General features: G+C 72.5%; 15 protein-coding genes. 9 read left to right on the top strand and 6 right to left on the bottom strand.

The annotated features are described in order from the left end of the window. Nucleotides 1-131: 131 nt before the first annotated feature. The 4 genes from ybaK to AOQ37_RS25850 form a co-directional block, all read right to left on the bottom strand. A complete protein-coding gene (ybaK, locus tag AOQ37_RS25865; protein WP_062647385.1) occupies nt 132-632 on the bottom strand; it encodes a Cys-tRNA(Pro) deacylase in 501 nt (166 codons plus the stop codon). Nucleotides 633-640: 8 nt separating this feature from the next. Continuing rightward, nucleotides 641-1,381, bottom strand: a complete 741-nt coding sequence (locus AOQ37_RS25860) for an LON peptidase substrate-binding domain-containing protein (protein ID WP_062647383.1) — start codon at nt 1,379-1,381, stop codon at nt 641-643. 11 nt (nt 1,382-1,392) lie between these two features. After that, nucleotides 1,393-2,439, bottom strand: a complete 1,047-nt coding sequence (locus AOQ37_RS25855; RefSeq protein ID WP_062647378.1) for a hypothetical protein — start codon at nt 2,437-2,439, stop codon at nt 1,393-1,395. A gap of 129 nt (nt 2,440-2,568) precedes the next feature. Beyond that, nucleotides 2,569-4,158 carry a hypothetical protein gene (locus AOQ37_RS25850; protein WP_062647862.1) on the bottom strand — a complete coding sequence of 530 codons (1,590 nt, stop codon included), beginning with the start codon at nt 4,156-4,158 and terminating at the stop codon, nt 2,569-2,571. 167 nt (nt 4,159-4,325) lie between these two features. On the opposite strand from AOQ37_RS25850, the gene hisD reads away from it, so the two are divergent. Genes hisD through hisF form a run of 8 tightly spaced genes read left to right on the top strand, consistent with a single transcriptional unit; the run spans nt 4,326 to nt 10,053 of the window. Beyond that, a complete protein-coding gene (hisD, locus tag AOQ37_RS25845; RefSeq protein WP_062647376.1) occupies nt 4,326-5,651 on the top strand; it encodes a histidinol dehydrogenase in 1,326 nt (441 codons plus the stop codon). Continuing rightward, the gene (locus AOQ37_RS25840; RefSeq protein WP_062647375.1) at nt 5,648-6,757 is read left to right on the top strand and encodes a histidinol-phosphate transaminase; all 1,110 of its coding nucleotides are present in this window, start codon (nt 5,648-5,650) and stop codon (nt 6,755-6,757) included. The genes hisD and AOQ37_RS25840 overlap by 4 nt, the downstream gene beginning before the upstream one ends. Next, complete coding sequence (hisB, locus tag AOQ37_RS25835) at nt 6,754-7,347, top strand: imidazoleglycerol-phosphate dehydratase HisB (RefSeq protein WP_055632936.1); 594 nt, start codon at nt 6,754-6,756, stop codon at nt 7,345-7,347. Before AOQ37_RS25840 ends, hisB begins: the two co-directional genes overlap by 4 nt. A gap of 4 nt (nt 7,348-7,351) precedes the next feature. Beyond that, on the top strand, nt 7,352-7,516 hold the full coding sequence (locus tag AOQ37_RS40905; RefSeq protein WP_062647370.1) for a CG2302 family histidine operon protein: 165 nt from the start codon (nt 7,352-7,354) through the stop codon (nt 7,514-7,516). After that, a complete protein-coding gene (gene hisH, locus AOQ37_RS25825; protein ID WP_062647368.1) occupies nt 7,507-8,184 on the top strand; it encodes an imidazole glycerol phosphate synthase subunit HisH in 678 nt (225 codons plus the stop codon). Before AOQ37_RS40905 ends, hisH begins: the two co-directional genes overlap by 10 nt. Next, nucleotides 8,181-8,906: a bifunctional 1-(5-phosphoribosyl)-5-((5-phosphoribosylamino)methylideneamino)imidazole-4-carboxamide isomerase/phosphoribosylanthranilate isomerase PriA gene (priA, locus tag AOQ37_RS25820; protein WP_062647366.1), complete on the top strand. Its 726-nt coding sequence runs from the start codon at nt 8,181-8,183 to the stop codon at nt 8,904-8,906. Before hisH ends, priA begins: the two co-directional genes overlap by 4 nt. Then, nucleotides 8,903-9,301 (top strand): RidA family protein, encoded by a 399-nt coding sequence (locus tag AOQ37_RS25815; protein ID WP_062647360.1) that lies wholly within the window; start codon nt 8,903-8,905, stop codon nt 9,299-9,301. The genes priA and AOQ37_RS25815 overlap by 4 nt, the downstream gene beginning before the upstream one ends. Then, nucleotides 9,298-10,053 carry an imidazole glycerol phosphate synthase subunit HisF gene (hisF, locus tag AOQ37_RS25810; RefSeq protein WP_062647359.1) on the top strand — a complete coding sequence of 252 codons (756 nt, stop codon included), beginning with the start codon at nt 9,298-9,300 and terminating at the stop codon, nt 10,051-10,053. Before AOQ37_RS25815 ends, hisF begins: the two co-directional genes overlap by 4 nt. Before the next feature lie 2 nt (nt 10,054-10,055). On the opposite strand, the gene AOQ37_RS25805 is transcribed toward hisF, so the two are convergent. Both AOQ37_RS25805 and AOQ37_RS25800 read right to left on the bottom strand, forming a co-directional pair. Next, nucleotides 10,056-10,454: a glyoxalase/bleomycin resistance/extradiol dioxygenase family protein gene (locus AOQ37_RS25805; protein WP_062647357.1), complete on the bottom strand. Its 399-nt coding sequence runs from the start codon at nt 10,452-10,454 to the stop codon at nt 10,056-10,058. An 11-nt stretch (nt 10,455-10,465) separates the two neighbouring features. Then, nucleotides 10,466-11,101 carry a TIGR03085 family metal-binding protein gene (locus tag AOQ37_RS25800; RefSeq protein ID WP_062647354.1) on the bottom strand — a complete coding sequence of 212 codons (636 nt, stop codon included), beginning with the start codon at nt 11,099-11,101 and terminating at the stop codon, nt 10,466-10,468. 133 nt (nt 11,102-11,234) lie between these two features. Here AOQ37_RS25800 and hisI point away from each other — a divergent pair, with 133 nt between their 5' ends. Further along, nucleotides 11,235-11,639: a phosphoribosyl-AMP cyclohydrolase gene (gene hisI, locus AOQ37_RS25795; RefSeq protein WP_107085308.1), complete on the top strand. Its 405-nt coding sequence runs from the start codon at nt 11,235-11,237 to the stop codon at nt 11,637-11,639. Nucleotides 11,640-11,650 lie beyond the last annotated feature (11 nt).

The following is an 11,650-nucleotide window of genomic DNA, read 5'->3' as shown; positions in this document are numbered from 1 at the left end:
CCTTCCCGTCCCGACCCTGGGGGCAGCGCCCCCAGACCCCCAGACCCCTTGTCGGCCCTGAACGGGCCGCGTCCTCGAGCGCCGGACGGGCTGTTTGTACGGGCCTTGTCCTCGAGCGCCGGGCGGGCTGTTCAGGGGCGGGCGATAGGGGACAGGGTCGCCGTTGTGAGGTCGGCCAGGTCCGTCGGGGTGAGTTCCACCTCCAGGCCTCTGCGGCCCGCCGAGACGCAGATCGTGGGGTGGGTCGTCGCCGAGGCGTCCAGGACCGTGCGGAGCTTCTTGCGCTGGCCCAGGGGGGAGATGCCGCCCCGGACATAGCCCGTGGTGCGTTCCGCCAGGGCCGGGTCGGCCATCGCCGCCCGCTTTCCGCCCACCGCCGACGCCAGGGCCTTCAGGTCCAGCGAGCCGGCCACCGGGACCACGGCCACCGTCAGGGTGCCGTCCACGTCCGCGACCAGGGTCTTGAAGACCCGGTCGGGGGAGACGCCCATCGCCTCGGCCGCTTCCTCGCCGTAGGACGGGTGGTTCGGGTCGTGGTCGTAGGCGTGGACCGTGAAGTCCACGCCCGCCGCCGTCAGGGCGACTGTCGCGGGCGTGCCCGCGGACTGCTGTTTCTTCGGCTTCTTCGCCATGCGGGCCTTCAGTTGAGACTCGTCGGGCCGCGCGTCAGGTCGGACGCGGGCAGCGAGGGCAGGCTGCGGATGATCGCCGTCTCCGCGCGCAGCAGCTTCAGCTCGTCCCGCAGGCGGGAGGCCGTGTCGGGGGCCTGGAGCAGGCGCTGCTTGGTCGGGGTGTCCAGCATCATCGCCGCGGCCACCAGGTACGACACCACGGACGGGTCGTCCGGCAGATCCGCGCCGGTGGCCAGTGAACGCTCCCGGGCACCCGCCAGGCGCTTCTGGTACTGGCGGAACGCGCGCAGTACGCCCTCCGCGAGGGCACCCGCCTCGTCGCCCGGGTCCTCGGGCAGTTCCTGGAGCTCGGCGGTCAGGAACGGGCCCGACGCGTCCACCGACAGCAGCTTGACGCGGGTCGTGCCCGTCGCCAGCACCTCGAAGGTGCCGTCGGCGCGCTCGCGGATCGTCGCCGCGTCGGCCACGCAGCCGACGTCGTGGAACGCCGCGAGCGGGCTCTCGCCGAAGCCGGCCGCCGGTCCGCGCTCGGGCAGCGCGGTCTGGTCGGGCAGGCCGGGGGAGCTGGGGGCCACCTCGTGGCCGTCGCGGATGGCCACGACGGCGAACCGGCGCGATTCGTCCTCGGGGGTCTTCAACAGGTCGCGCATCATGGCGCGATAGCGCTCCTCGAAGACGTTGAGCGGGAGCACGAGCCCCGGGAACAACGCCGAGTTCAGAGGGAAGAGCGGCAGACGGACGGTGGTCACGACGCAGAAGCCTAGTGGTCCGCGGAGTGGGCTCGTCCGCCGTGCCCGGTCCCTGGACGCCAGGGGGGTCGCTCGGAGGGCCCCGAACGCACTTCCTCGCGCACCGCGAGGAAGTGGCCGAGGGGATCGTCCGACACCCGGTCCCAGGGGAACGAGGTGGCGTACGGGCCGATCAGCCGCAGTTGCGCGAGGGCGTCGTCGTGGCGGTCCAGGCGGACCAGGACGTACGTCAGCACGTTGCGGATCTCGGCCGGCCACGGGTCGACGGACGGGAAACGGGCGGAGAGCGCGATGGCGCGGTCGGCCGCCGCGTCCAGTCGCTCACGCGGCACCTCGGGCCCGCAGCCGTCGGTGAGGTACGCGAAGGCGGCCCGCGCCGGCAGCGCCTGGACGAGGGAGCCGGCCGGGGCGTCCTGCGCGGCGCGGTCGGCGAAGTCGAAGCACTCCCGGTGGGAGCCGTGCCACGACTCGGCCAGATAGCGCTTGGCGGCGACATGGCAGCCGTAGTGGTGGGGGGCGCGGCGGACCGCGGCCGACCACAGTTCGCCGAAGTACTTGTGTCCGGCCCGGGTGCCGCGCGCGTGGTCCAGGGCGATCCGCCACGGCACCGGGTCGCGGACGTCGCTCTGCCCGGCGGCCGTGATCAGCGGGCTCACCTCACGCAGCAGCTCCGCCCGGGCCGGTGAGCGCCAGGCCCGCTCCACCGCGAGCTGGGCGGCGACGAGCAGCACGTCCGGATCGCGCGGGGCGGCGGCCCGCCACTCGTCGAACCACTCCGGACGGGAGTGCGCGAAGGACGCCAGCCGGGTGACGTACCGGTCGCGGTACTCCCACTCGGCCTGCTCCCGGGTGTGGGCCATGAGCCGGGCCGCGGGCGCGTAGGCGCCCAGACCGGCGGCGACCAGGGCGGGACCGAGCCGGTCGTCGGGCACGTCGAGGAGCACCTCGTCGTCGGCGGGGAGCCCGGCGGCGCTGTGGGGGGCGGCGGCGTTCCGCGCCGTCCGGGAGGCCCGGGAGGCGCGGATGAACGGGGGCAGCAGAGCCATGGTGTGGCCCATTGAAAAGCCGCGGGTTCAGATTGCGCCAGAGGGTTCGAAGACCTTCACGAAAGTTGTACGTCACCCGGTCAAGGGGCGGTAAAAGGTGACCGCGCGACAACTGTCCGTGAGCCCGCGGGGCGCCTGCGGTCACCCCCGGCGCAGCAGTCGCGTGGCCCCCGCCGCCACCGTCGTCGCGAGGATCCAGCCCAGCAGGATCAGCGCCGACGACAGCCACTGCCAGCCGCCGCGCAGCTGCCACTCGCCGACCTGGCCGAGGTCGATCACCGGCAGCAGCAGGTCGAGGGCGAAGAGGGCGGGATTCCAGGGCGGGTGCCCGTCGCGGTCGACGGGCGGATGCGCGGCGTGCGCGAAGGCCAGCGAGCTCGCCGCCCACAGCACCGCCATCCACACCGCCGCGCGGCCCGGCCGGTACCCGTAGGCGACCGTCCAGTCCTGGACGTAGCCCCAGAGCTTCGCGGCCGGCGGCAGGGTCTCGCGGCGGCGCCGCTGCTTGGCCAGCAGCACCTCGCGGGCGTCCTCGTCCTCCCCGCCGGCCCGCAGCACGGTGGCCAGCCGCTCGTACGGCTCCGGGGCGTACTCGGCGGTCGCCGCGGCCACCCAGCGCAGCCGCTCGGCCAGCGGGAACGGGCCCTGCGGCACCAGGTTCTCGTACGCGAAGCCGCCCATGTGCACCCGGCCGGGGCCCGGCCACGCGCTCGCCCGGTCCACCAGGTTGATCACCCGCGCACCCGACAGCACCACCTTGCCGCGCGGCGGCCGCTCCCCGAGGAAGCGCAGCTCGGGCGTCTGGACCCGGCGCAGCGACAGCTCCTGGTCCTCCGAGAACACGAACCGGGCCCGCTCCAGGTCCACGGCGTCCCCGAACCGCCCGTCGTCCAGCCGCACCCCGCCCCGGCACTCGAAGCGCTGGATGCGGGTCCCGCGCGCGGGTGTGGTGCCGCTCAGCGCCTGCCCGCCGACACCGGCCGGGGTCAGGTACAGCGAGCGCTCCACCGTCAGCTGGGGCGCGTTCAGGGCGAGCCGCGTGCAGGGGTTCGCCAGCCGCGCCCCGCGCAGGCTCAGCGACACGCCGATCTTGGCGCTGCGCAGGCTCAGTTCGCCCTGCGATTCGAGCAGCTCGGCCTGGAGGTCCTGCCCGACCGTCAGGCCGTCGGCGGCGATCGAGCGGCCGCTGCGGTCGCGGTAGACGATCGCCTGGTTGAGCAGCAGGTCCGTGCCGATGTGCGCGTCGGTGAGCCGGACGCCGTTGTGGAAGCGGCAGCGGGGCAGGTGCAGATCGCCCTCGGTGTGCACCCTGGCCGCCTCCAGCCGGGGCACCGAGCAGTCCACCATCCGCACGGTGGTGAACCGCGCCTCCGGCAGCAGCACCTCCCGCTCGAACCGGCAGCGCTTCATCTCCAGGTACGGCACCACCGTGCCGCCGGCGAGGTCCAGGGTGCCGCTGATCTGCACGCCCACCAGTTTCAGCGAGGCGACCCGGCCGGCCAGCGCGGGCGGTCCGTCCAGCAGCAGCCAGGCGACGATCCGCGCCCGCACGGTCCGCGACCCGCCCCACGGATGCCCGCCGTGCGGGTCGTCGACGACGGTGTCCCCGCTGCTCAGGTCGTACACGCTGCCGTTGCGGAAGGCCTGCCACATGCCTGCCTCGGCGGCGCTCAGGTCGTCCGGCAGATCCCCGGGATCGCCTCCCGCGCGCAGGCCCACCCCCTCGGTCACACGCGCCACCCCCTTCGTCACTCACGGTTTTCGCACGGCTGTTCATGCCCGGTGGGCGACCCCCGGACGCCAGACCCGAAGCCGATCTTCCGGATTCCGGCCAGGTTCTGTATCAGCCATTGATACGCGCGGACGACGCCCGATCCCGGTCTGAGAGAATTGACGGCGTGATCTCCCGAATCGATCTGCGCGGCGACGCCCTCCCCGAGGGACCCGCCCTGCGCGACCTGCTGCCCCGAGCCGACTTCGACGTCTCGGCCGCCCTCGAGAAGGTGCGTCCGATTTGCGAGGCCGTGCATCATCGGGGCGACGCGGCGCTGATCGACTTCGCCGAGAAGTTCGACGGCGTCCGGCTGGAGTCCGTACGCGTGCCGGCGCGGGCGATCGCCGACGCGCTCGAGGGGCTCGACCCGGCCGTGCGCGCGGCCCTGGAGGAGTCCATCCGCCGCGCCCGTCTCGTCCACCGCGAGCAGCGCCGTACGACCCACAGGACCCAGGTCGTGCCCGGCGGGTCGGTGACCGAGAAGTGGGTACCGGTCGACCGGGTCGGGCTGTACGCGCCCGGCGGCCGCTCCGTCTACCCGTCGTCCGTGATCATGAACGTGGTGCCCGCCCAGGAGGCCGGCGTCGAGTCCATCGCGCTCGCCTCCCCGGCGCAGGCCGAGTTCGACGGCCTGCCGCACCCGACGATCCTCGCCGCCTGCGCGCTGCTGGGCGTCGACGAGGTCTACGCGGCCGGCGGCGCGACCGCCGTCGCGATGTTCGCGCACGGCACCGAGTCCTGCCCGCCCGCCAACATGGTCACCGGCCCCGGCAACATCTGGGTCGCCGCCGCCAAGCGCTACTTCGCGGGCAAGATCGGCATCGACGCCGAGGCCGGCCCGACCGAGATCGCGATCCTCGCCGACGAGAGCGCCGACCCGGTGCACGTCGCCGCCGACCTGATCAGCCAGGCCGAGCACGACCCGCTGGCGGCCGCCGTCCTGGTCACCGACTCCGTCGAGCTGGCGGACGCGGTCGCCAAGGAGCTGGAGCCGCAGGTAGCGGCCACCCGGCACGTCGAGGACCGGATCGTCCCGGCGCTGTCCGGCCGGCAGTCGGCGATCGTCCTGGTCGACGGCGTCGACGAGGGCCTGCGGGTGGTCGACGCCTACGGCGCCGAACACCTGGAGATCCAGACGGCCGACGCCGCCGCCGTCGCCGACCGGGTACGGAACGCGGGCGCGATCTTCGTCGGCCCCTGGGCGCCGGTCTCCCTGGGCGACTACGCGGCGGGGTCCAACCACGTGCTGCCGACGGGCGGCTGCGCCTGCCACTCCTCCGGGCTGTCCGTGCAGTCCTTCCTGCGGGGCATCCACATCGTGGACTACACCCGGGAGGCGCTGGCCGAGGTCGCCCACCACGTGGTGACGCTGGCGGAGGCGGAGGACCTGCCCGCGCACGGCGCGGCGATCAAGGCGCGGTTCGACTGGAAGGTACCGGCGAGCAAGTGAGCTTCGGAATCGACGATCTCCCCGTACGGGACGAGCTGCGCGGCAAGTCCCCCTACGGCGCGCCCCAGCTGGACGTCCCCGTACGGCTGAACACCAACGAGAACCCCTACCCGCTGCCCGAGCCGCTCGTCGAGCGGATCGCGGAGCGGGTGCGCGAGGCGGCCCGCACCCTCAACCGCTACCCGGACCGGGACGCCGTGGAGCTGCGCACCCGGCTCGCGCGGTACCTGACGGACACCGCACGGCACCCGGTCGGCCCGGCGAACGTATGGGCCGCCAACGGCTCCAACGAGGTCCTCCAGCAACTGCTCCAGACCTTCGGCGGACCGGGCCGTACCGCGATCGGGTTCGAGCCGTCCTACTCGATGCACGCGCTCATCGCCCGCGGCACGGGCACCGGCTGGATCTCCGGCCCCCGCAACGCGGACTTCACCATCGACCTCGCGGCCGCCGAGCGGGCCATCGCCGAGCACCGGCCCGACGTCGTCTTCATCACCACCCCCAACAACCCCACCGGCACCGCGGTCCCGGCCGAGACGGTCCTCGCGCTGTACGAGGCCGCGCAGCGCGCCAAGCCGTCGATGGTCGTCGTGGACGAGGCGTACATCGAGTTCAGCCACGGCGACTCGCTGCTGCCGCTGCTCGAAGGTCGGCCGAATCTCGTCGTCTCGCGCACCATGTCCAAGGCCTTCGGCGCGGCCGGTCTGCGCCTCGGCTACCTCGCCGCGCACCCGGCGGTCGTGGACGCCGTCCAGCTCGTCCGGCTGCCGTACCATCTGTCGGCCGTCACCCAGGCGACCGCGCTGGCCGCCCTGGAGCACACCGACACGCTGCTGAAGTACGTCGAGCAGCTCAAGTCGGAGCGCGACCGGCTGGTGAGCGAACTGCTCGCGATCGGCTACGAGGTCACGGCGTCCGACGCCAACTTCGTGCAGTTCGGACGCTTCGCGGACGCCCACGAGGTCTGGCAGCGGATCCTCGACCGGGGCGTCCTGGTCCGGGACAACGGCGTGCCCGGCTGGCTGCGGGTCACCGCCGGAACCCCCGAAGAGAACGACGCGTTCCTCGACGCGGTACGTGATGTGAAGAAGGAGGAGGACGCATGAGCCGCGTTGGACGCGTGGAACGCACCACCAAGGAGACGTCGGTCCTCGTCGAGATCAACCTCGACGGCACCGGCAAGGTCGACGTGTCGACCGGCGTCGGTTTCTACGACCACATGCTGGACCAGCTCGGCCGGCACGGTCTGTTCGACCTGACCGTGAAGACCGACGGCGACCTGCACATCGACTCCCACCACACCATCGAGGACACCGCCCTCGCGCTCGGCGCCGCCTTCAAGCAGGCCCTCGGCGACAAGGTCGGCATCTACCGCTTCGGCAACTGCACGGTCCCGCTGGACGAGTCCCTCGCCCAGGTCACCGTCGACCTCTCCGGCCGGCCCTACCTCGTGCACACCGAGCCCGAGAAGATGGCGCCGATGATCGGCGAGTACGACACCACGATGACCCGGCACATCCTGGAGTCCTTCGTCGCCCAGGCGCAGATCGCGCTGCACGTTCACGTGCCCTACGGGCGCAACGCGCACCACATCGTGGAGTGCCAGTTCAAGGCCCTGGCCCGGGCCCTGCGCTACGCCTCCGAGCGCGACCCGCGCGCGGCGGGCATCCTTCCCTCCACGAAGGGCGCGCTGTAAAGCCATGACCGGACTGTCGACCGTCCTGATCGTCGTCGGCCTCTTCCTGGCCGGCGGCATCTACTCCTTCGTCAAGCAGCAGATGCCGAAGAGCCTGATCGTGCTGCTCTCGATCGGTGCCGCGATGTGCCTCGTCGCCGGCGTCGTACGGCTGGAGGTGTGGAATTGAGCACCGCCGCGAAGAACCCCAGGAACGCGAAGAGCCCGAAGAAGGTCGTCGTCTTCGACTACGGCTTCGGCAACGTCCGCTCCGCCGAGCGCGCCCTCGCGCGCACCGGGGCCGACGTCGAGATCACCCGTGACTTCGACAAGGCGATGAACGCCGACGGGCTGCTGGTGCCGGGCGTCGGCGCCTTCGCCGCCTGCATGCGCGGCCTGAAGGAGGCCCGCGGCGACTGGATCATCGGCCGCAGGCTCTCCGGCGGGCGCCCGGTGATGGGCATCTGCGTCGGCATGCAGATCCTGTTCGCCCGGGGCATCGAGCACGGCGTGGAGACCGAGGGCCTCGACGAGTGGCCCGGCGCGGTCGAGCCGCTCCAGGCCGAGATCGTGCCCCACATGGGCTGGAACACCGTCGACGCGCCCGCCGACTCCGAGCTGTTCGCCGGGCTGGACGCGGACGCGCGCTTCTACTTCGTGCACTCCTACGCCGTCCACGACTGGTCCCTCGACGTGCACAACCCGCTGCTGCGGGCGCCGAAGGTGACCTGGTCGACCCACGGCAAGCCGTTCGTGGCCGCCGTGGAGAACGGCGCCCTGTGGGCCACGCAGTTCCACCCCGAGAAGTCCGGCGACGCCGGAGCCCAGCTCCTCACCAACTGGATCGGAACACTGTGAGCAAGCTCGAACTCCTCCCCGCCGTCGACGTCCGCGACGGCCAGGCCGTCCGCCTCGTGCACGGCGAGTCGGGCACCGAGACCTCCTACGGCTCCCCGCTCGAGGCCGCCCTCGCCTGGCAGCGCTCGGGCGCCGAGTGGCTGCACCTGGTCGACCTGGACGCCGCGTTCGGCACCGGCGACAACCGCGCGCTGATCGCCGAGGTCGCGGGCGCCATGGACATCAAGGTGGAGCTGTCCGGCGGCATCCGCGACAACGAGACCCTCGCCGCCGCCCTCGCCACCGGCTGCACCCGGGTGAACCTGGGCACGGCCGCCCTGGAGACCCCCGAGTGGGTCGCCGAGGTCATCGCCGAGCACGGCGACAAGATCGCCGTCGGCCTGGACGTGCGGGGCACGACCCTGCGCGGCCGCGGCTGGACCCGCGACGGCGGCGACCTCTACGAGACGCTGGCCCGCCTCGACAAGGAGGGCTGCGCCCGCTACGTCGTCACCGACATCGCCAAGGACGGCACCCTCCAGGGCCCCAACCTGGACCTGCTGAGGAACGTGTGCGCCGTGACGGACCGGCCGGTCGTGGCGTCGGGCGGCGTGTCCAGCCTCGACGACCTGCGGGCCATCGCCGAACTGGTGCCCCTCGGTGTCGAGGGCTCCATCGTCGGCAAGGCCCTGTACGCCAAGGCGTTCACCCTGGAAGAGGCCCTCGAGGCGGTCGCCCGGTGAGCGAGGTCCGACGCGTGACGACCGGCGCGCCCTGGGAGGACACCTTCGGGTACTCCCGCGCGGTGGAGCTGCCCAACGGCCTGGTGCTGGTCTCCGGGTGCACCTCGATCGTGGACGGCGAGATCGCCGGCGGCGGCCCCTACGAGCAGACCGTCAACGCCTTCAACGTCGCGTTCGCGGCGCTGGAGCAGCTCGGCCTCGGGCGCGACGACGTCGTGCGCACCCGCCTGTACCTCACCCACGCGCGGGACGTGGACGACGTCGGACGCGCCCACAAGGAGCTGTTCGACTCCGTCCGGCCCGCCGCGTCCATGCTCATCGTCTCCGGCCTCGTGGACCCCAGCCTCGTCGTCGAGGTCGAGGTGGAGGCCTACCGAGGAGGGTCCCCGGCATGACCCTTGCCGTACGCGTCATCCCCTGCCTGGACGTGGACAACGGCCGGGTCGTCAAGGGCGTCAACTTCCAGAACCTGCGCGACGCGGGCGACCCCGTCGAGATGGCCAAGGTGTACGACGCCGAGGGCGCCGACGAGCTGACGTTCCTGGACATCACCGCCTCGTCGGGCAACCGGGAGACGACCTACGACGTGGTGCGCCGCACCGCCGAGCAGGTCTTCATCCCGCTGACCGTCGGCGGCGGGGTACGCACCCCCGAGGACGTCGACAAGCTGCTGCGGGCCGGCGCCGACAAGGTGGGCGTCAACACGGCGGCCATCGCCCGACCCGAACTGATCAAGGAGATCGCCGAGCGGTTCGGCAGCCAGGTGCTGGTGCTCTCGGTGGACGCCCGGCGGACCCCCGCGGGGACCTTCGAGGTGACGACCCACGGCGGCCGCAAGGGCACCGGCATCGACGCGATCGAATGGGCGCACCGCGCGGCCGAGCTGGGCGCCGGAGAGATCCTGCTCAACTCGATGGACGCCGACGGCACCAAGGACGGCTACGACCTGGCGATGATCGCCGCCGTCCGCGAGCACGTGCGGGTCCCGGTGATCGCCTCCGGCGGTGCCGGCCGGCTCGCCGACTTCCCGCCGGCCGTCGAGGCGGGCGCGGACGCGGTGCTCGCCGCGTCCGTGTTCCACTTCGGCGACCTGCGGATCGGCCAGGTCAAGGACGCGCTGCGGGAGACCGGACACCCCGTGCGCTGAACTCAGCCCTTCGGCTGGGTCAGCTGCACGAAGTTGCCCACCGTGTCGTCCAGGACGGCCGCGACGACCGGCCCCTGGTCCTGCGGGGGATGGGTGAACCGCACACCCAGCCTCCGCAGCCGCACGTACTCCGCGTCGAGGTCGTCGACCGAGAAGACGATGCACGGCAGCCCCGCCTCCCGCAGGGCCGCCCGGTACGGCTCCGCGATGGGGCCCTGGCCGGGCTCCAGCAGCAGCTGGAGATCCCGCTGGGCCCCCTCCGCCGCGCCCACCGTGACGAACAGCGTGCCCTCGCCGAGATCCATGCGCGTACGCGTCTCGAACCCCAGGACGTCGGTGTAGAACGCGTGGGCCTTGGTGACGTCGTCGACGTACACGCTCGTCATGGCGACCTTGATCATGTGCGGTCCTCTCAGATCCCGAGCTGCTTGCCGCCGTGCAGCCTGGTGATCGCTTCCTTCTCGCCCTCCAGCTCCACCTCGGCGGCGCTCTGTCGGCCGTACAGGAACAGCAGCAGCTCCGACGGCTCCCCGGTGGCCGTCACGACCGGCGTCCCCCGGTTGGCGACCACCGTGCGGCCGTCGGGGCGCCGCAGCACCAGACCGGTCGGGGTGCCGCGGCCCATCAGCCGTGCGGTGCGCTCCAGACGGGACCACAGGGCGTCCTGGAAGACCGGGTCCAGCGCGCGCGGCGTCCAGTCGGGCCGGGCACGGCGGACGTCCTCGGTGTGGACGTAGAACTCGATCGTGTTGGACGCCTCGTCGAGCTGCTTGAGCTGGAAGGGCGAGAAGCGCGGCGGACCCGTGCGGATCAGCTGGAGCAGTTCCTCGTACGGCTTGGCCGCGAACTCCTCCATCACCTTGTCCAGGCGGGACGCGAGCTGCTTGATCAGGATGCCCCCGGCGGCGTCGGGGCGGCGTTCGCGCACCACCACGTGCGCCGCGAGGTCCCGGGTCTGCCATCCCTCGCACAGGGTCGGCGCCTCGGGACCGGCCGTTTCCAAGAGGTCGGCGAGGAGAAGTCGTTCACGCTTGGCGAAAGTCGACATGCCGTCAGCCTACGACGGAGCGCAAGGTCCGCCCACCCGTCGCCCGCCCCCGCGTCGGGGCGCCCCGCGCCGCTCCTTCCCATCCAGTGGACACGGGCCGTCACTGTCCGTGGTGCGCGGCACAATGGCAGACATGACCAGCACGCCCCAGCCCAGCAACCTCGACCCCGGGATCGCCGCGCGCCTCAAGCGCAGCGCCGACGGGCTCGTCCCCGCCATCGCCCAGCAGTACGACACCGGTGAGGTGCTCATGCTCGGCTGGATGGACGACGAGGCGCTGCACCGCACGCTCACCACCGGCCGCTGCACCTACTGGTCGCGCAGCCGCCGGGAGTACTGGGTCAAGGGCGACACCTCCGGCCACTTCCAGTGGGTCAGGTCCGTGGCCCTCGACTGCGACGCCGACACCCTGCTCGTCAAGGTCGACCAGGTGGGCGCCGCCTGCCACACCGGCGCGCGCACCTGCTTCGACGCCGACGTACTGACCGTCGCGGCGCCCGGGGACGCCGATTCCGGCGTACCCGCCACGGATCAGTAAGGTCAGCCGCC

Origin of the sequence: Streptomyces maremycinicus (genome assembly GCF_001184025.1) — a bacterium.
GTDB classification, from domain to species: Bacteria; Actinomycetota; Actinomycetes; order Streptomycetales; family Streptomycetaceae; genus Streptomyces; species Streptomyces maremycinicus.
The sequence above is the reverse complement of the archived record's forward strand: the minus strand, read 5'-3'. Positions and strand labels throughout refer to the sequence as shown.

What these genes read in the sequence shown, in the direction of transcription:
- hisI (WP_107085308.1), top strand. Translation starts at nt 11,235, where the DNA reads ATGACCAGCACGCCCCAGCCCAGCAACCTCGACCCCGGGATCGCCGCG.
- hisF (WP_062647359.1), top strand. Translation starts at nt 9,298, where the DNA reads ATGACCCTTGCCGTACGCGTCATCCCCTGCCTGGACGTGGACAACGGC.
- AOQ37_RS25855 (WP_062647378.1), bottom strand. Translation starts at nt 2,439, where the DNA reads ATGGGCCACACCATGGCTCTGCTGCCCCCGTTCATCCGCGCCTCCCGG.
- hisB (WP_055632936.1), top strand. Translation starts at nt 6,754, where the DNA reads ATGAGCCGCGTTGGACGCGTGGAACGCACCACCAAGGAGACGTCGGTC.
- AOQ37_RS40905 (WP_062647370.1), top strand. Translation starts at nt 7,352, where the DNA reads ATGACCGGACTGTCGACCGTCCTGATCGTCGTCGGCCTCTTCCTGGCC.
- AOQ37_RS25800 (WP_062647354.1), bottom strand. Translation starts at nt 11,101, where the DNA reads ATGTCGACTTTCGCCAAGCGTGAACGACTTCTCCTCGCCGACCTCTTG.
- AOQ37_RS25805 (WP_062647357.1), bottom strand. Translation starts at nt 10,454, where the DNA reads ATGATCAAGGTCGCCATGACGAGCGTGTACGTCGACGACGTCACCAAG.
- ybaK (WP_062647385.1), bottom strand. Translation starts at nt 632, where the DNA reads ATGGCGAAGAAGCCGAAGAAACAGCAGTCCGCGGGCACGCCCGCGACA.